An 18,079-nucleotide genomic window follows, 5' to 3' on the forward strand; every position below is an offset into this window, starting at 1 on the left:
AATGTGGCAGCCATACGTTGACCGCTGGCGGCGACTGAGTGGGCGTGTGCGTGTTGCCAGGGCAGGTCTGTCGATCAGGGAGACGCGTCTACTGTCGATAGGCGCGCTGGTGTTGTGCTGCCTGGTGACGTGGTTACTGATGGTTCAGCCTGCGCTGAAGAAAATCACGTATTGGCAGGCGCAAAATCCTGTGTTGAGCGCCCAGGCCGAGACGCTCGAAACGCTGCTCAAGCAGGTGAGAGTGCCGCAGCGCCGAACAGGCCCGCAGGATCTGCAGCCAGCATTGCAGCGCAGCCTTGAAGCCTTCGGGTTGTGGTCGTATTGCCAGCTTGAGCAAGACGGTGAAGGGGCTGAGCACCGTTGGCAACTGGCGTTCGATCACGCGCCAGCCGACGCAGTGATCGGTTGGCTGCTGGAGCAGCCGCAACTGTTTTCGTTACACATCAAGGACGCCAGCCTGCAACGTGCAGGCGAAGACGCTCAGGACCTGACAGGTCATCTGTCCGGGGTTGTTCGCATGGATCAGGCGCCGAGCGCAAAGGAAGCTTAATGAAATGGTATGCCTTTACCTGCACGTTGCCCTGTCGCAGGGTTGCACCGTTTTTCCTGCTGGCGCTGAGCGCTTGCAGCACCACATCGCCCGCGCCGCCTGGGCTGGTAGAGAGCGAGCTGGGTCAACCGCTGGCCAGAACCTTACCCGTCCGCGATGCACATGATCGCCAGCGCGCGCAACCGGGCGGCGCGCCAGGACAGAAACACACGTTGTCGAACACCGCTCGCGGCCATACGCCAGCCCGCAGGACAGGGGCTGCGCACGGCGCGCTGGGTGATCAGCTCATACAACTGAATTTTGTCGAGGCCGATATTCAATCGGTCGTGCGGGCGTTGTCACGTTCCACAGGCCAGCAGTTTTTGCTGGACCCAAAAGTCACGGGCACGCTGACGCTGGTCAGCGAAGGGTCGGTGCCGGCCTCTCAGGCTTATGAAATGCTGATGGCAGCTTTGCGCATGCAGGGTTTCAGTGTGGTGGATGTCGGCGGCGTGGCTCACGTCGTGCCTGAAGACGATGCCAGACTGCTTGGCGGTCCTGTTTACAGTGCCGACAAACCTTCCGGGAACGGCATGCTGACCCGTACGTTTCGCTTGCAGTACGAAAATGCGGTCAATCTGATTCCGGTGCTACGGCCTATCGTTTCGCCGAACAACCCGATCAACGCCTATCCCGGCAATAACACCATTGTCGTCACCGACTACGCCGATAACCTGGTGCGAGTGGCGCAGATCATCGACGGTATCGACACGCCCAGTGCCATCGATACTGACGTGGTGACCGTGCACAACGGTATCGCTGTAGACATCGCCAGTATGGTCAGCGAGTTGCTGGATACCCAGGGCGGCGACGCGACCCAGAAGATCAGTGTGATTGGCGACCCCCGCTCCAACGCCATCATTATCCGTGCTGGCAGCCCGGAGCGTACCGAGCTGGCGCGCAACCTGATCTACAAGCTGGACAACGCCCAGAGCAACCCGAGCAATCTGCATGTTGTGTACCTGCGCAATGCCCAGGCGGGAAAGCTGGCCCAGGCTTTGCGGGGCTTGCTGACCGGTGAAAGTGACAGCGGTGCCAGTGATACCACCCGGGCGATGCTCAGTGGCATGGGCAGCACCGGTAACAAGAACGACGTGCAAGGCAACAGCAGCGCAGGCCCTGTCTCCAGGACTGTAGCCGGAAGCGGCTATGGCCAGAGTAGCGCGTCGCCTTCGGTTGCCACTGCCGGTAGTCAGCAAGCCGAACAGAACACCGCGTTCAGTGCCGCAGGGGTGACCATTCAGGCTGATGCGACCACCAACACCCTGTTGATTTCCGCTCCGGAGCCGCTGTATCGCAATTTGCGTGAGGTCATCGATCAACTGGATCAGCGCCGTGCTCAGGTGGTGATCGAAAGCCTGATTGTCGAGGTCAGCGAGGACGATGCGAACCAGTTCGGCGTGCAGTGGCAGACCGGCAACCTGAATGGCAGCGGCGGCTTTGGCGGGGTCAACCTTGGCGGCAGCGGTTTGAATACCGGTGGCAGCACCAGCATCGACGTGCTTCCCACAGGCTTGAATGTCGGCGTGGTGAGGGGCGCGGTGACCATTCCGGGCATTGGCGAAGTGCTGGATCTGAAGGTGCTCGCGCGCGCCCTGAAGAGCAAGGGTGGCAGTAATGTGCTGTCCACTCCCAACCTGCTGACGCTGGACAACGAGGCAGCCAGTATCTTCGTCGGCCAGACCATCCCGTTTGTCACCGGCAGTTATGTAACCGGCGGTGGCGGCACCAGCAACAATCCGTTTCAAACTGTTCAGCGCGAAGAAGTCGGCTTGAAACTGAATGTAAGGCCGCAGATTTCCGAAGGCGGTACGGTCAAGCTGGACATCTATCAGGAAGTCAGCAATGTCGATCAGCGCGCCTCGCTGGCGTCAGGCACCGTCACCAACAAGCGCGCCATCGATACCAGCATCCTGCTGGACGACGGGCAGATCATGGTGTTGGGTGGCCTGCTTCAGGACGGGTACAACCAGAGCGATGAAGCGGTGCCCTGGCTGTCGAGGATTCCGCTTCTCGGCGTACTGTTTCGAAACGAAGCGCGTTCGACCAGCAAAACCAATCTGATGGTCTTCCTGCGCCCCTACATCATTCGTGACAGCGGCACAGGGCGCAACATCACGTTGAACCGTTACGAATTCATGCGCCGCGCACAGGGTAATTTGCGTCCCGAGCGTAACTGGATGCTGCCGGACATGCAGGCGCCGCAGTTGCCCTCTGCGGCAAAGGCGATTCCTGACCTGCAGCCTGCTGCCGGTCAGATGCCGCGGGCGGTCATTCGCGCAGTGCCTGTGCCATGAGTGCGCTGCCTTATGCCTGGGCCAGAGCGCAACGCATTCTCTTGCGTGAGACTGACGAGGGTGTGCTGCTGATCGTCTGCGACGCTACTCCCGGCTGGGCAATCAATGAGGCCCGTCGGCAGTTCGGTCCGGCGCGTCTGGAACAGGTTGGCACGCATCAACTGGAGGGGCTTCTGGCCGCAGCCTACGCCGATACCGGCAGCGCGGCGGCGGTGGTGGGCGCTGCAGAAAACGACGCTGACCTGAACCGGCTGATGCAGGATATTCCGGAAATCACCGACCTGCTGGATGCTCAGGACGGTGCCCCGGTGATTCGCATGATCAATGCACTGCTGACCCAGGCGGCTCGCGACGAGGCCAGCGATATTCATATCGAACCCTACGAAAGCCATTCGGTGGTGCGCTATAGGGTCGATGGCAGCCTGCGCGATGTAGTATCGCCGCGCAAGGCGTTGCATGGCTCGCTGGTGTCACGAATCAAGATCATGGCCCAGCTGGATATCGCCGAAAAGCGCCTGCCTCAGGATGGTCGAATCGCATTGCGGGTGGCCGGTCGGCCCATCGACATTCGCGTCTCGACCGTGCCTACCGGCCACGGTGAAAGGGTGGTAATGCGCCTGCTCGACAAACAGGCCGGTCGTCTGCGCCTCGAAACCCTGGGCATGGCCCCTGATGTGCTGACCAGACTCGACAACCTGATACGCCAGCCCCATGGCATTGTGCTGGTCACAGGGCCCACTGGCAGTGGCAAGACCACCAGTCTCTATGCCGCGTTGGCACGGCTGGATGCCAGCACCAGCAATATCCTGACCGTGGAGGACCCGGTGGAGTACGACCTGCCGGGTATCAGTCAGATTCAGGTCAACAGCAAAATCGACATGACTTTCGCCCTGGCGTTGCGCGCGATTCTGCGTCAGGACCCGGACATCATCATGATCGGTGAAATCCGTGATCTGGAAACCGCCCAGATCGCGGTGCAGGCTTCACTGACCGGACATTTGGTGCTGGCCACCTTGCACACCAATGACTCGGTATCGGCGATCAACCGGCTTGTCGACATGGGCGTCGAACCCTTTCTCCTCGCGTCTTCTCTGCTTGGCGTGCTCGCGCAGCGCCTGGTACGCCGTTTGTGCCCGCAGTGCAGACAACCCGACCCGACTGCGTCAGGCTGCTGGCGCCCGCAGGGGTGTGAGCGCTGTAGCGGCACCGGTTACAGCGGCCGCACCGGCATTCACGAGCTGTTCTGTATTGATGATGAGGTGCGCAGTTTGATCCATCAAGGTGCCGATATGCAGGCACTGATGGGGGCGGCGCGCAATGCCGGCATGGTCAGCATGCGCGAGGATGGCCAGCGCTGGGTTCGCGATGGCACCACAGCTCCGGAAGAAATCATTCGTGTGACACGGGACGCTTGATGAGCCGCTATCACTATGAAGCTGCCGATGCGCAGGGCACGATCGAATCCGGCCATCTGGACGCTGACAGTCAGGACGCGGTGATGGCTGATCTGCGCCAGCGGGGACTGACTGCATTGCAGGTAAAGATCGACAGCCAGGCCAGCAGTCATGGCGCAGGGGGGCTGTTCAGTATGCGCCTTTCGGACGCTGACCTTGCCTCGGTGACCCGACAACTGGCAAGCCTGCTGAGTGCCGGGCTGCCGCTGGATGAAGCGTTGGGTGCCACGGTCGAGCAGGCCGAACGCCAACACATTATTCAGACCCTGGGCGCGATACGCACCGATGTTCGCAGTGGCATGCGTCTGGCCGAAGCGCTGGCCGCCCGCCCTAGAGACTTTCCGGACATTTACCGGGCCTTGATCGGGGCTGGTGAGGAGTCCGGCGGCCTGGCCCGGGTCATGGAGCGACTGGCCGATTACATAGAAGAGCGCAACGGCCTGAGAGGCAAGATTCTCACGGCGTTCATCTACCCCGGCGTAGTGGGGCTGGTCTCGATTGCCATCGTGATTTTTCTGCTGAGCTACGTAGTACCCCAGATAGTCAGTGCGTTTTCTCAGGCGCGTCAGGACCTGCCCGGTTTGACACTGGCCATGCTGGCCGCGAGTGATTTCATCCGTGCCTGGGGCCTGGTGTGTCTGGGCGTATTGTTGGCGGCGTTGTGGGGCTGGCGAATTTGTCTGCGCAACCCGGCTACGCGCCTGAGATGGCATAGCCAGATCCTGCGCTTGCCCTTGATCGGTCGATTCGTACTGGGGCTGAACACCGCACGCTTTGCATCGACCCTGGCGATTCTCGGTGCTGCCGGTGTGCCCTTGCTGCGGGCGCTGGACGCAGCGCGTCAGACCTTGTCCAACGATCGCCTCAGTCTGGCGGTGAGCGAAGCCACGTCCAAGGTCCGCGAAGGCGTCAACCTGGCGGTGGCACTGCGGATGGAAAAGGTCTTTCCGCCGCTGCTGATTCACCTGATTGCCAGCGGCGAAAAAACCGGGTCGTTACCGCCGATGCTTGATCGTGCTGCGCAGACCCTTTCCCGCGATATCGAGCGCCGCGCCCTAGGCATGACTGCGCTGCTCGAACTCTTGATGATCGTGATCATGGGCGGCGTAGTGCTGGTGATCGTTATGGCTGTGATGTTGCCGATCATCGAGATCAATCAACTGGTCAATTGAGGGGCGCGATCCTGATGAAGGCTGACTCTTCGTCCGGCGATAACCTGCTCAATAAAAGACCCTCATTGAGAGGGTCTTTTATCGTCCTGTACAACCGGCGTATCAGATTTTGCCAGCGCCGGCCTTGGCCTTGACGTCGGCCGCAACCTTGTCAGCCGCCAGAGGGGTGTAGCTGTACGGTGGGGTCCAGCCAATACTGGTGCTCCAGGAACAGCTGATGACACTGCCGTTTACCAGCGACCCGCTATCACGGTAGACACTGCCGCCATAGTCGGCCGCAACCTTGCTGCAACCACTGATGCCGCTGATATCGAGCACATTGCGCTCAGAGAAGATTTTCGAACCTTTACCGACGCCCTGGGCATATACAAACGGGTAGACCTTATGGCTGGTACTTCCAGTGTGGTAGTTGTTGTAAAGATGAACCTGACCGAACCGCACGCGTGGCCCGCGAGAGGAAATGTTCTCGAACAACGAGTTGTGAATGGTCACCTTCAGTTTGCCGTCATCGGTTGTTTTACTGTCACTTGAACCGATCAGGTTATTCTTTTCGTGATTCCGGAACACGGAATACGAGATGGTGACATAGTTGGCGCCGTTCTTGACGTCCAGTGCGCCATCATGGTGTTGTTTTGGACGACCATTGGCCGTGCCATTCTGATCATCGGTACGACGGCCGTCGGTAAACGTCACATGATCTATCCATACATTGCTGGCACCTTCGACCGTCAGACCGTCGTACTCCGAGTTCCAGTTGCCGGCGTTGCCATCTTCTGGGTCCCAGGGGTTTTCAATGGTCAGGTTGCGAATGATGACGTCGTTTTCCTTCGCGTAGAAAAACCCTTCCCTTATCTCGGCACTGCTGGAGGTGCCGACAATCGTGGTTTTGCCGGGGATGTCCAGGCGGGCGCGCTGCTTAATATCAGAGGTTTTGGTGTACGGTTTGTCCTCGCTGACATCAATAACCACCCTGTCACCTTGATGATCCGGCCGTTGCTGCCTGCCGACGCAGCCAGTGCGGCTTTCAGCTCGGCGGCGTTTTTCACCGTATAAATGTTATTCGCTGCTGCCCTCGAACCACCCTTGGTGCCCCCGTTTTGAGTAGCCCAACCGGTAGTGGCAATATCGGTGGCGATATCGGCGTGGGCAGACAGGCTGACAGACAATAGCGATACAAGAATGCCGCCCGTCAATGCGAGCGGCGTTAAACCATGAGGCTTCAACATATAATCTATTCCTTGATTAATGTGTGTACAACGTGCAGTTATTGCAACTGCGTATCCCACAGCAAACATCCTGTTGCCAAGGCAGTAGCGCAAACAGAATGTTTGCTGTTGATTGAATATAGTCGTGAATCGGAAAGCGCCATTGTTGTGTGTGTATTTTTTTGTAAAAGAGAACCTGTGCTGTTTATTTTTTACAGGCATCTAACGCGCAATAAGTACATTGCTATTGTCGCCATGATGGTAATGTAATTCATGAAGTGAATGCGTCTGATGCGGCCTTGTTATTCATCTAATGAATAACAAGGCCGCGTCAGACGTCTGTGAAGTAGTGGGGCGCTTAATTCGTTGAATTGATCGGACCCAGTATTCTCAGATAGAGATGCACGGTCGTCCCGTTTTCAGGTGCTGTTTCGACGCGTGCGCCTCCGCCTGCGTTCACCGCAAACTCCTGCACCTGAACAAGGCCCAGGCCGGCACCTGGTTCGGAGCGTCTGGTGGTGAAGAAGGGTTCGAATATCTGTTCCTTGAGATCGGCGGCCATTCCTGGGCCATTATCAGCCACGCTGAGTACCAGGTAGTCGCCTTCCGGCAATCGTGGGTCTTCCTTGACTGACTCCAGTCGAGTGGCGATATGTACCTTGCCAGACCCTGACATTGCATCACGGGCGTTGGCCAAGAGGTTCAATACGGCGGCGTGCAACTGCGCTTCGGCGCACAGGACGCCCCAGCCCTGTGCGCTAAGGTCGAACGACAGTTCCAGATTGTCGCCTGCCGAGCGCAATAACAGATCACGGGCGGCATCGATCCGTTCGCTGACATCAATGCAGATCAGCTCGGGGCCGTCCTGACGAACGCTATCGAGCAAACGGGTGACCAATTGTCGACCGTGATCCACAGCTCGCAGGCCCGTGTCACTGAGCGTCTCGACATCAGTTGGGCGGCGCGAGCGCATGCGGACAAGTTGCAGGCTGGCGCTCAGCGCCTGGAGCAGGTTGTTGAAGTCGTGGGCGATGCTCGCTGTGAGCATTCCCAATGACGATACCCGCTGTGACTCGCGCAGATTGCGTTCAACGGCCAGGCTTTGACTCTGTGCGCTTTCGAGTCCCAGGGCCAGTTCTGCGGCATGTTGGTCGCGTTGTTGTGTAAGCAGGCGATATTGCATCAAGGCTGCGGTCTGGCGGGCCAGTGCCAGCAGGGCCAGACGTTGTTGTTCGGTCAGAACACGCGGCCAGATATCGATTATACACACCGTGCCCAGCGCATGGCCCGTGTCGGTGCGAATCGGTGCACCTGCATAAAACCGGATATAAGGAGGGCCCAGCACCAGCGGGCTTTCTCTGAAGCGGGGGTCGGTGGTTGCATCTTCTACGACCAGCACATCGGAAGGTTGCAGGATTGCGTGTGCGCAGAAGGCCAGATCGCGATGGGTTTCCTTTACGTCCAGGCCGATGCAGGCCTTGAACCACTGGCGTTCCCGGTCAACCAGCGAAACCAGGGCGATAGGCGCGTCGCACAGCGTGGTAGCGAGCAGCACAATGTCGTCGAAGTCCTGCTCGGGAGCGCTGTCCAGTATCCTGAGATGCTCAAGAGACAGGACTCGTTCTTCTTCGTTGGCAGGAAGTGGCGCAGGGTGGTGGGTCATGGGGCGCACCGCGATCAGATGAGATAAGGTCTTATGATGCCTATGATTTATACAGGGCAGCAAGGTACACAGCGTATAAATGCACGCGATCCGGTCGGATGCGTCAGGCTTCAGTTCTGTGCCTGTCGCGAACGCTGAACCATCCAGCGCGTCGACAGCCGTTACACGATAGCTCAACTGTACCGCCTTCGTTGCCGGTCTTGATCGGGTTTTCGCGTTTTGCCGTGAATGCTCATTGGCGGCTTGGGCAATGAACCCGGTCAGTTGGAATCGTGGGTTTAAAGAAGGTTTCATGTAGCGCTATTAGTAGGAGGCGTATAATGGCTATAAAAGTACATTCGTAATAAGAAGTCTGCGGGTGTTGGCAATGCGTGTCCGGCATCCGTAAGTAGTTCGCTTGTAACTTATTGTGCCCATAGTGTGCCTGTTATGTAATAAACTGCCTGGCGATTTTTGCGTGGGCAAAGATCGTTGGTTAATCACTAGCGTGTGTATTCTTCAGGAGCATTGCTGATGCCCGGTCCAAATGATTCAAGTCCTGCCGAACTTTTGCCCGAAGGGTCTCCCGACGACAGAGTCACCAGCCTGTTGTGGGGGCCGTTCTGGTTAGGCGATTCAACCGGTACTCACCTCACTTACAGCTTTCATACTGCCAACTCCGTCTATGCCACTGACTACAGTCGCTCTCAGGAGCCCAGCGATGCCTATTCACTGACCGATGCCCAGGCAGCGGCGGCAAGAAGTGCGTTGGGTGCATGGAGTGCAGTGGCAGACATCAAATTCACCGAGGTTCAGGACACCCCGGACAATGTCGGAGACATTCGTTTTGGCGGCTTCAAGAGTCTGCAAAGTACTGAGTACGGCCAGGCTTACGCGCCAGGCACACTGGGCCGGTCCGGTGATGTCTGGATCGGGCCGAAAGTCAACGCGGCTGATCCTGCCAAAGGCACGGATGATTACCTGACGTTCATGCATGAAACGGGTCATGCATTGGGTTTGAAACATTCGTTTGAAGCCTCGCAATACAACGATGTTCTGCTCGATGCCAAGTTTGAAGATGCCCGTTACACCATCATGAGCTACACCAACAACTACAGTTTCAAACCCACCACGCCGATGTTGCTCGATGTGGCGGCCATGCAGTTCATATACGGTGCCAACACCAGCTATCACACCGGTAATGACGTCTACAAATGGGCACCCGATCAGTCGGTGTTCGAGACGATCTGGGACGCTGGTGGCAAGGATACGATCGATGCCAGCAATCAGGCTTCGTTTGTGAAGATCAACCTCAACGAGGGTGAGTTCAGCACCATCGGCAAGGCGTTCCTCGATTACAACCAGAATCCTGATGCCCCGACGCTGATGAACTCAGGGCTGGCGATTGCCTACGGTGCGCACATTGAAAACGCCATTGGCTCTGCTTTCAATGACACGCTGATCGGCAACAGCCTGGATAACGTGCTTGATGGTCGTGGCGGTCTGGACACCATGATTGGCGGTCTGGGTAACGACACCTACGTTATTGATCAGGCTGGTGAGCTCGCTTTGGTGCAAGAGAAGGCCAATGAGGGCATCGATACACTCAAGATCACCTATGACAACACATCGCCGGTTGCCACAGTGATCGACCTGAATGCCGGCCCGCTGGCCAACTTTGAAAACGTCCACCTCAAAGGTGAGGGCGAGTTCACTTTGCTGGGCAATGATCGCAACAATACCCTGACCGGTAACGATGCGAACAATGTGCTGTTCGGCGGCGCGGGCAATGACAAGCTGGTTGGCGGTCTGGGCGCAGACATCATGACCGGTGGCAGCGGCGCTGATCGTTTTGTGTTCAATGACCTGGCAGAAATGGGCAAAGGCCACGCCAGCGACGTGATTACCGACTTCAACAGCCAGCAGGGCGACAAGCTGAGCTTCCTGAAGATGGATGCCAACGTGGACACCAAAGCCCTTGATGCTTTCAGCTTCATTGGCAGCGGCGAGTTCACAGGCGCGGGCCAGCTGCGTTTCGCCGACCACGTGCTGTCCGGTAACGTCAATGGTGATTTGCATGCAGACTTTGAAATCCAGCTGGTCGGTGTAACCGAGTTCCATGCTCACGATCTGGCGGTTTGATCGCTGACTTGAAATACCGGTTTCAATGACAGGACTGCGCCATGGACAGGCGCCGTTCTATCTGCTTGCCCATCGCCTCCTTCTTTCTTTCTCCTGCCTCTTCCCGCCGTTTTAACTGCGCACCGCAATTGGGCGACGCAGGGTTTTGAGCTTTTTTTGGCACCGTGACGGTGCTGTTACAAAATTTAAAACCACAAATTCAATATATCCAACAAAACCCACTTGACGCGCCAGCCCCTGCTGAATGTAATGCGCCGACAGTCGTCGGCACTGGGCATTGCGTAGAAGTATCTCACTGATAAAGAGGTATCTACATTGATTGAGCCACAGCCATCGTCCATGCCTACCGTGATTGAAGCTGCCGCGCTCGTCCGCAAAGGCTGCATGACGCCGATACGCTTGACTGAGTTATGTCTGGCAACGATTGAAACCCACAATTCCACACTCAATGCGTTTGGTGACGTATACGCCGATGTCGCGCTCGAACAGGCCTGGACGATGACTGCCGAACTGCAGCGTGGTCAGGTAAGAGGTCCGCTGCACGGCATACCCTTTGGCATCAAGGACCTCTTTTCGACAGCGGGACTGCGCACCACGCGTGGCTCGTTGACTGCTCTGGACTCGGTGCCGGTCCAGGATGCACCGATCATTCGCCGCCTCAAGAATGCTGGTGCGATCATTCTGGGCAAGACAGCGACGACCGAATTCGGCTGGACCGGCGCGAGTACGTCACGTGTGTTCGGCAACGGGCGTAACCCCTGGGACCCGGCACTGACCAGTGGTGGCTCCAGTTCCGGCTCGGCGATTGCGGTGGCGGCGCGCATGGTGCCGGCCGCACTGGGCTCCGATGGTGGCGGCTCGGTGCGCATACCTGGCTCGTTCTGTGGTGCGTTCGCCCTCAAAGGCACCCTGGGACGCATTCCGACCTGGCCCTGGTCAGCCACCGAGATGCTCAGTCATGCCGGACCGATTACCCGAACCGTGCGTGATAGCGCGTTGCTGTTCGATATCCTGTCGGGGCCGGATCCGCTGGATCACCAGGCGCTGCTAGCCCCTGACGAGTCCTTTCTGGCACGGTGTGACCAACCGTTGAGTCCGTTGCGTATCGGCTTCTGCCCGACGCTGTTTGACACACCGGTCGACGCGCAAATCGCCTCAGCGGTCGAAGCCGCCGTAGGCAACATCGCCAGGTCGCTGCCCGTCACGGTCAGCACGCTCAAACCGAACTGGCAGGACCCGCTGGCGACGTTCGAAACCCTGTGGGTTGCCGGGCGCGGTATTGCTTATGGCAAAGCGCTTGCGCAGCAACTGGACCAGCTTGACCCTGGCTTTGCCGATCTGATCAGGCGTTCTGCCCAGTACAGCCTGAGTGATTACTTGCAGGCACTCCAACAGCGCGCTGCGTTTGCCAATCAGGTCCATGCGCTGTTTGAAGATTACGATTTGCTGATCATGCCCACGTTGCCGATTCTGCCGTTTGCTGCCGACGACGTGGCACCGGCCGGTTATGTCGGGCAGGACGGCGCTGTGCCGTGGGCGCGCTGGACGCCATTTACTTACCCTTTCAACATTACCGGCAACCCGGCGGCCAACCTGCCCTGCGGGTGGAGTTCCGGCGGGCTGCCCATTGGTCTGCAAGTAGTCGGGCCACGCTTTGCCGACGCTCAGGTGCTGCAGTTCTGTGCCGCTGTGGAAGCCATCGCGCCATGGGATCAACACTTGCCACCGATTTTGGGGCAGTAGCCATGTCCCTCTTGCTTGCGGATCAACGGCCAACGGGCCCGGACACTGGAGTTCTTACTTTGCAACGGAATGCCACCCCCATGCTCAATCAGCCGCGCCTGGACGAAATCATGCGCCTGCTCGCCCAACAGCAGCGTGTCAAGGCGTCGGACCTTGCACAATTGCTGTTCGTGTCCGAAGAGACCATTCGCCGCGACTTCAAGTATCTGGAAGAAGAGGGCCGATTAAGGAGAATTCACGGTGGCGCGATTCTGCCCAGATCCAGCGAAGAACTGCCTTTGCAGGAACGCAGCAGGCTCAAGCCCCGCGCCAAGGCAGGTATTGCTGCCCGCGCTGCGCAACTGGTCAGCGAAGGCATGGCGATTTTCCTCGACACCGGTACTTCGACGCTGGCGCTGGCCCAGCAACTGACGCGGTTCAGCCAGTTGAAGATCATCACCAATTCGCTGGACATCGCCCAGTTGATATCGCACCAAAGCGACAATCAGGTGCTGGTTGCGCCCGGCGATGTGCGGCGTACCGACAACGCCTTGATCGGGCCGCACACGCTGGAGTTCGCCCGGCAGTTTCATTACGACATCGCCTTCATGGGTATCGGCGGCATTGATCTGGACCTGGGGCTGATGGATTACCAGGAGCCGGAAGCCATGTTGCGCAGGACGCTGGTCAGGCACTGCGCGCGCAGTGTTGTGCTGGCTGATGATGGCAAGTTCGGTCATCGCACCTTTATCAATACTCTTCCGTTCGCCGCGATCACCACCCTGGTCACCAATCGCGCGTTATCCGACGAGTTTGTGACACGCCTGGAGAAAGATCATGTCGACACCCTCTATCCCTGAATTGATCGAGCCAGGTGCAGCTGATCTGGCGGCATTTGTTGCTGAAACAGACCAAGACCGTGTTCGACATGATTGCCGAGCACCAGAACCAAGTGGCCGAGCTCAAGGGCATCAAGCCCCAGGATGACGACTGGTTGTGCCTGCAATATCAGCGCGCAAAAGCTGCGCTGCAAGCTTCCGGAATTGACCTGGCACCGTGCATGAATGACACGCTGGCAGGCAACTTCATGCTCAACGCGGAGCGTCAGATTCGCCTGGTGGATTTCGAGTACGCCTCCAATAACGATCGCCATTACGAACTGGCGCTGTGGTTCGGCGAGATGTTTTTCAGTGACGAGATGGAACTGGCGCTGATCGAGGACTATTTCGGTCAGGTCAGCGCGCAAACCGTAGCGCGGATCAAGCTGAACAAGGCGTTGGCAGATATCAAATGGTCAACCTGGGCAATGGTCCAGCACGCCGTGTCGCAACTGGACTTCGACTTTTACAAGTACGGCACCTGGAAGCACATGCGCGCGCGCAGCATCATCAATGATTCGCAATGGGAAACCTGGTTGCGACAGGCATGACCCGTCCTCTCCAGGCATACCTGTAACAAGCACTCCAATAATAAAAAAGTAGCGGGTGACCGCGTGTTCCTTTTCCTGCTTGAGTTTTATCCGATCACTTATCCATAGCCAGATCCTGAAATTCAAGGAGCACTCCATGAGTAACGTTCCGTCTTCTGAAAATCCCGGCCGCCTGAAAAATCTGGTGTTTGGCCTGTACTTCTTCGCGCTGTTGATGATGGCGCTGTTTCCGCCGTTCTACCTCAAGGTCAGTGGCAGCACCGCGCTGGTGCTCGGTGTGCCACTGCCGATCTTCTACTGGATTCTGATCGCCGTGCTCATGGGGCTGGGCCTGTGGATGCTGTACGTGGTCGAGTCTCTGCTGGGTGAAATTCCACAAGAAGGGGACGGGCAATGATCAGCACGACTATGGTTTCGGACCTTTACATCACCTTCGGCCTGATCGGCGTGTTCCTGGCGGGCATGATTGCCGTGTTGTACGCGACCAATCGCAAGAGCGAGAGCTTTTCCGACTACGCGGTGGGCGGTCGCTCCTACGGTCCTTGGTTCATCGCCATGTGCTACACCAACTCGTGGTGGCCGGGTGCAACTTTTACTGCGTTCTTTGCACTGTCTGTCGGTGGCGCGCTGGGCTTTTACGGCATGGTCTACGCCACGCTTGGCGTGACCGCCATGTACCTGATGGCCAATCGTGCCTGGACCTGGGGCAAGCGTTTCAACCTGACCACCCAGCCGGACCTGCTGGGCATGCGCTTCAACAGCCCGGTGGTCAAACGCATTGCTTCGATCATTGGCATCATCTCGGTATTTCCCTGGGTGGTGATGGGCATTCAGGCCCTCGCGACTCTTTTTCAGTTCGCCAGTTTCGGCCGTTGGGGCGTGACGACTTGCCTGCTGGTCGGGGTGGTGGTGATCCTGATTCGGCAGTACTGGACGGTGAGCATGGGCATGCGCGGCCTGATCATGACCGACATGTATCAGGGGCTGATTGCCTACGTGCTGTGTGCCGCGCTGTGCATTTTCCTGCTGTTCGGTGCTCAGGCGTCGTTCGCCAACCTGTCGCAACTGCCCGCCAGCATGCTGGTGATCCCCGGTGGCGCAGGCAGCACTTACGGCCCGATGTACATGTTCAGCCTGATCTTTACCGGGGTGATCGGCTCGATGTGCTGGCCCATGAGCTTTCAGCGTATCTATACCGCCAGCGGTGTGCGTTCGGTAAAGAAGGGCACACTCCTGACCATCATGCTGGTGGGTGGCTTCTACGGCATTCTGATGCTGTTCGCCGCGGCAATCAGTCAGGACCCCAACGTGGCCGCGCATCCGCAGCATGGCTGGTTCCTGTCACTGTTCGATATCGGCGGGCCGTGGTTGCTGGGGCTGGCAATCATGATTGTCCTGGCGGCCAGCATCGGCCATGTCGACGGCTGCGTTCAGGTGTGCGGTACACAGTTTGCCAACGATCTGGCGACCTGGAGCAAGCCGCGCAGTGATCGCGAGAAGACTGTTCTCGCCAAGGTGGGCATGGTGGTTTTCATCGCGGCGGCGTCGCTGTTGGCGTACCTGACCTTCGATTACGCGCGCCTGCAACTGCTGGCACAGATTTCCTATCAGGGCATCATCCAACTGGCCGTGCCGCTGTTCTTCGGGGTCTTCAGTCGTCGTGGCAACAAGCAAGGCGCGATTGCCGGCATGCTGGTCGGTATTGTTATCGCGATTGTGCTGACCACAATTTACCCCGATGACATTCCGGCACTGGGTTCGTTGACCAGCGGCATCATCGGCCTGATCTTCAATGCGGGCATTTTTGTCGCGTGCGCCATTGCGATCAAGCCGAGTGCGGAGGAGGTCAGACGCGTTGATGAGTTGTTCGCCATGGCAGCACCGGCGCGCCATGGCGTGCGCCCGATTGCTGCTATGGGCTAGTCGATAAAAGCCCTGAGCGGCGAGGGCAGGTAGCGGCGTTCTGGATAGTACAGATACGGCCAGGTGAGGCGCTGCCACCTGGGCTCAAGTATCGGTTCCAGTGCGCCGCTGTCCAAATGAGTACGTAGCCGGTTTTTGAACAGGAGGCGGCTGCTCATCAGAGCCTGCCTTGCTCGCGCAGCACTGCGCCGATTCGCTCTATTTCCAGTTCGCCCTGATTAAGCGCGGCCTTACTGGTGTGCACCGAATAGTAGCCGGTGACCAGATCATGCGGATGCTTGACTGCCGACCCCAGCACGAAATGGGTATCGCCTTTTGCGACGAAGTCGATAGGGCGATCCGATTCCTCGAAAATAGCCAGTTCGCCAGCGCTGATCGGGCCGCCTGCGTCGAGGTGTCCGGCGTTGATCGCCAGCCAGGCGACGCTATGACCTGCGGGCGGCGTGTAGCGCCAGTGCTCGCCGTCTTTCAGTTTTACGGCCAGATAATTCATGCCCTGTGGTGCAGGTATGCTGCTTTGTGCTGCACCGTAACGCCCCAGCAGCACCTGTGCCGGGCCTTGCCGCGCAACCTGCGACGCCGCCAGATAAACGCTGTGTGCAGGGCCATTCTCTTGCGCTGCGGGCAGGGCTATCCATAGCTGAAAGCCTGTAATCGGCGCATCGCTTACCGGCTGGGCGTCATGCCATACGCCATTGCCCGCGCTCATCCATTCCACACCACCGTTGGGCAATATGCCTGATTTACCGGTGGTGTCTTCGTAGACCATTTCGCCTTCGATCATATAGGTCAGCGTTGCAATTCCTGAGTGTGGATGCATGCCGAAGCCTTTTTTTCCCGGCTCGTGTTTGAAGCCGAATTGATCAAGAAATACGAAAGGCTTCAATAACTGACCCAGATCGCCAGGGCTCATCAGGCGAGTGATAGGCCCTCGGCTTTTGCCGCTGGTGCGATGGGTGATGGCGCGTGGCTGAATGCTGACGATAGTGTTCATAGCGTTGTCCTCTAGGTCTTGATGCCTGAGCACAAAGAATAAGCCTCTGTGGATTGCTTGATTAGTCGGTATAGTTGGTTTGGACTCATCCATAAATGGAAGGAATGAACCCCGTGGCGCTTGACCTCAACGATGTCGCCCTGTTTGTGCAGGTCGTGCGCAGCGGCAGCTTTGCGCAGGCGGCAAGGCATCTGGGCATGCCTTCCAATACGGTCAGCCGCAAGGTTCAGCAATTGGAAATACAGCTGGGCACTCGATTGTTGCATCGGTCGACACGCAAGCTGGTCCTCACCCAGGCAGGGGAGGACTTCCACGAACGCTGTGTGGGCGCTGTCGATGGTTTGATGGATGCCGCAGAGCAGCTTGTTTCAGGCCGTGAAGAGCCTGGCGGTCGGCTGCGCATCGCCGCAATGGCGGATTTCTTCGATTTCTTTTCGATGGAGTGGGTGGCTGATTTTCTTGCCGAATATCCTCGGGTTCAGCTGGAGTTCGTGCTCAGCGATGAGCGCGCCGACCTGATCGCTGACCGGCTGGACATCGCGTTTCGCGGCGGCCCCTTGCAGGATTCGGGCTACGTAGGGCGTCAATTGATCGAAGAGGGGCATGACACTATGGTCGCCAGCCCGGCTTATATCGCTGCTCACGGCATGCCGGACTCGCTGCAGAGCCTGCACGGGCATTACTGCGTCAGCACGGCGCATCCCGGCGGGAGCACTGTCTGGCGGTTGCTCGGGCCGGACGCGAAGATGCATGAGGTGCAGATGGCCAGCCGATTCAATGCCAACACCGCGCAGGCATTGCGTAAAGCGACCCTGGCAGGGCTTGGTATTGCGCTATTGCCCGCGACGCTCATCCGCTCGGATTTGCGCGATGGCAGACTGGTGCCGGTACTGACGCAGTACCAGCGCACCAGTCATGGTCTGCATGTGCTTTATCCCAGTCGGCAACATCTGCCGCCTGCGGTGTCGGCATTCATAGCGCTGGTCATGGAAAAACTCAGGGACAAGGCGTTTGCGGCGCAATGAGCCGCCTTGGCGGCACACTACATGCTCTGCGTCACTTCAACTTCGAGGTCATGTAGATCAGCCGAACGGTCGCAACCGTAATGGCTTCTGCGTCGTTCTTGATGTTTTCCAGCTGGTCGCTGTCGACGTTGCTTTCGCCTGCATTTGATTCAATCAAGCGGGTCACGTGGTACAGGTTCTGAGTCACGTCGTGCAGGTTGCCGTGCAGGCGAGCAACAACGCGGTTGAGAGGAGCGCAGGCCTGGCTATTCGAAATCGTGACGGCGGGTGAACTGAGACCGGTCACCACGTAGGCCACATCCACGCCCGCATTCGAGACGCTGGAAAGGTAGTCTGCCCGAGGCGAGCGAACACCGTTTTCGTAATTGCCCTGAGCGTTGGTTTCCACGCCACCTATCGCGCCCAGTGCGCTTTGCGAAAGTTTGAGGCGCAGACGTTCCTTTTTCAGCCGTGCTCCGATCCCTGTCATCCGTTTGTCCTCGATA

13 protein-coding genes and 3 pseudogenes are annotated in these 18,079 nt (G+C 58.2%); 11 read left to right on the plus strand and 5 right to left on the minus strand.

Annotation, left to right across the window (positions count from 1 at the left end):
- Nucleotide 1 precedes the first annotated feature (1 nt).
- From gspM to gspF, 4 genes are read left to right on the plus strand one after another with little or no spacing between them, the layout of a single operon-like run.
- On the plus strand, nucleotides 2-550 hold the full coding sequence (gene gspM / locus FFH21_RS11595) for a type II secretion system protein GspM (protein WP_011168419.1): 549 nt from the start codon (nucleotides 2-4) through the stop codon (nucleotides 548-550).
- Entirely contained in the window at nucleotides 550-2,886 is a 2,337-nt protein-coding gene (gspD, locus tag FFH21_RS11600) for a type II secretion system secretin GspD (RefSeq protein WP_011168420.1), read from the plus strand. Before gspM ends, gspD begins: the two co-directional genes overlap by 1 nt.
- Nucleotides 2,883-4,301, plus strand: a complete 1,419-nt coding sequence (gspE, locus tag FFH21_RS11605) for a type II secretion system ATPase GspE (protein ID WP_011168421.1) — start codon at nucleotides 2,883-2,885, stop codon at nucleotides 4,299-4,301. Before gspD ends, gspE begins: the two co-directional genes overlap by 4 nt.
- Nucleotides 4,301-5,512 (plus strand): type II secretion system inner membrane protein GspF, encoded by a 1,212-nt coding sequence (gene gspF / locus FFH21_RS11610; RefSeq protein ID WP_011168422.1) that lies wholly within the window; start codon nucleotides 4,301-4,303, stop codon nucleotides 5,510-5,512. The genes gspE and gspF overlap by 1 nt, the downstream gene beginning before the upstream one ends.
- Nucleotides 5,513-5,614: 102 nt before the next feature.
- Here the strand turns inward: gspF and FFH21_RS11615 are convergent.
- Both FFH21_RS11615 and FFH21_RS11620 read right to left on the minus strand, forming a co-directional pair.
- Nucleotides 5,615-6,738, minus strand: a pseudogene (locus tag FFH21_RS11615) (polysaccharide lyase family 1 protein).
- Nucleotides 6,739-7,075: 337 nt separating this feature from the next.
- Nucleotides 7,076-8,380 carry a sensor histidine kinase gene (locus FFH21_RS11620; RefSeq protein WP_004660593.1) on the minus strand — a complete coding sequence of 435 codons (1,305 nt, stop codon included), beginning with the start codon at nucleotides 8,378-8,380 and terminating at the stop codon, nucleotides 7,076-7,078.
- A 513-nt stretch (nucleotides 8,381-8,893) separates the two neighbouring features.
- Here FFH21_RS11620 and FFH21_RS11625 point away from each other — a divergent pair.
- The 6 genes and pseudogenes from FFH21_RS11625 (at nucleotide 8,894) to FFH21_RS11650 (ending at nucleotide 15,575) form a co-directional block, all read left to right on the plus strand.
- Nucleotides 8,894-10,501 (plus strand): M10 family metallopeptidase, encoded by a 1,608-nt coding sequence (locus tag FFH21_RS11625; protein WP_004664861.1) that lies wholly within the window; start codon nucleotides 8,894-8,896, stop codon nucleotides 10,499-10,501.
- A 339-nt stretch (nucleotides 10,502-10,840) separates the two neighbouring features.
- Nucleotides 10,841-12,244 carry an amidase gene (locus tag FFH21_RS11630; RefSeq protein ID WP_019740817.1) on the plus strand — a complete coding sequence of 468 codons (1,404 nt, stop codon included), beginning with the start codon at nucleotides 10,841-10,843 and terminating at the stop codon, nucleotides 12,242-12,244.
- Nucleotides 12,245-12,324: 80 nt separating this feature from the next.
- On the plus strand, nucleotides 12,325-13,083 hold the full coding sequence (locus FFH21_RS11635; protein ID WP_002553219.1) for a DeoR/GlpR family DNA-binding transcription regulator: 759 nt from the start codon (nucleotides 12,325-12,327) through the stop codon (nucleotides 13,081-13,083).
- A 38-nt stretch (nucleotides 13,084-13,121) separates the two neighbouring features.
- Nucleotides 13,122-13,652, plus strand: a pseudogene (locus FFH21_RS11640) (phosphotransferase family protein); the annotation flags it as partial.
- 136 nt (nucleotides 13,653-13,788) lie between these two features.
- Entirely contained in the window at nucleotides 13,789-14,049 is a 261-nt protein-coding gene (locus FFH21_RS11645) for a hypothetical protein (RefSeq protein ID WP_004664870.1), read from the plus strand.
- Nucleotides 14,046-15,575 carry a sodium:solute symporter gene (locus tag FFH21_RS11650; protein WP_005731750.1) on the plus strand — a complete coding sequence of 510 codons (1,530 nt, stop codon included), beginning with the start codon at nucleotides 14,046-14,048 and terminating at the stop codon, nucleotides 15,573-15,575. Before FFH21_RS11645 ends, FFH21_RS11650 begins: the two co-directional genes overlap by 4 nt.
- On the opposite strand, the pseudogene FFH21_RS11655 reads toward FFH21_RS11650, so the two are convergent.
- Nucleotides 15,572-15,718: pseudogene (locus FFH21_RS11655) on the minus strand (LysR family transcriptional regulator); the annotation flags it as partial. The gene FFH21_RS11650 and the pseudogene FFH21_RS11655 sit on opposite strands and share 4 nt — an antisense overlap.
- Before the next feature lie 14 nt (nucleotides 15,719-15,732).
- Nucleotides 15,733-16,569 (minus strand): pirin family protein, encoded by an 837-nt coding sequence (locus tag FFH21_RS11660; RefSeq protein WP_004658605.1) that lies wholly within the window; start codon nucleotides 16,567-16,569, stop codon nucleotides 15,733-15,735.
- Between the two features lie 113 nt (nucleotides 16,570-16,682).
- Between FFH21_RS11660 and FFH21_RS11665 the strand changes: the two genes are divergently transcribed.
- Nucleotides 16,683-17,594, plus strand: coding sequence for a LysR family transcriptional regulator (locus FFH21_RS11665; protein ID WP_004667541.1), 912 nt, complete (start codon nucleotides 16,683-16,685; stop codon nucleotides 17,592-17,594).
- A 31-nt stretch (nucleotides 17,595-17,625) separates the two neighbouring features.
- On the opposite strand, the gene FFH21_RS11670 is transcribed toward FFH21_RS11665, so the two are convergent.
- Nucleotides 17,626-18,063: a helix-turn-helix domain-containing protein gene (locus tag FFH21_RS11670; RefSeq protein WP_002553227.1), complete on the minus strand. Its 438-nt coding sequence runs from the start codon at nucleotides 18,061-18,063 to the stop codon at nucleotides 17,626-17,628.
- Nucleotides 18,064-18,079: the final 16 nt, after the last annotated feature.

It is taken from the genome of Pseudomonas sp. KBS0707 (assembly GCF_005937945.2).
Classification (GTDB): domain Bacteria; phylum Pseudomonadota; class Gammaproteobacteria; order Pseudomonadales; family Pseudomonadaceae; genus Aquipseudomonas; species Aquipseudomonas amygdali.

Excerpts from the sequence above, each read along its gene's own strand:
- gspM (WP_011168419.1), top strand. The coding sequence starts at position 2 with ATGTGGCAGCCATACGTTGACCGCTGGCGGCGACTGAGTGGGCGTGTG.
- gspD (WP_011168420.1), top strand. The coding sequence starts at position 550 with ATGAAATGGTATGCCTTTACCTGCACGTTGCCCTGTCGCAGGGTTGCA.
- gspE (WP_011168421.1), top strand. The coding sequence starts at position 2,883 with ATGAGTGCGCTGCCTTATGCCTGGGCCAGAGCGCAACGCATTCTCTTG.
- gspF (WP_011168422.1), top strand. The coding sequence starts at position 4,301 with ATGAGCCGCTATCACTATGAAGCTGCCGATGCGCAGGGCACGATCGAA.
- FFH21_RS11620 (WP_004660593.1), bottom strand. The coding sequence starts at position 8,380 with ATGACCCACCACCCTGCGCCACTTCCTGCCAACGAAGAAGAACGAGTC.
- FFH21_RS11625 (WP_004664861.1), top strand. The coding sequence starts at position 8,894 with ATGCCCGGTCCAAATGATTCAAGTCCTGCCGAACTTTTGCCCGAAGGG.
- FFH21_RS11630 (WP_019740817.1), top strand. The coding sequence starts at position 10,841 with ATGCCTACCGTGATTGAAGCTGCCGCGCTCGTCCGCAAAGGCTGCATG.
- FFH21_RS11635 (WP_002553219.1), top strand. The coding sequence starts at position 12,325 with ATGCTCAATCAGCCGCGCCTGGACGAAATCATGCGCCTGCTCGCCCAA.
- FFH21_RS11645 (WP_004664870.1), top strand. The coding sequence starts at position 13,789 with ATGAGTAACGTTCCGTCTTCTGAAAATCCCGGCCGCCTGAAAAATCTG.
- FFH21_RS11650 (WP_005731750.1), top strand. The coding sequence starts at position 14,046 with ATGATCAGCACGACTATGGTTTCGGACCTTTACATCACCTTCGGCCTG.
- FFH21_RS11660 (WP_004658605.1), bottom strand. The coding sequence starts at position 16,569 with ATGAACACTATCGTCAGCATTCAGCCACGCGCCATCACCCATCGCACC.
- FFH21_RS11670 (WP_002553227.1), bottom strand. The coding sequence starts at position 18,063 with ATGACAGGGATCGGAGCACGGCTGAAAAAGGAACGTCTGCGCCTCAAA.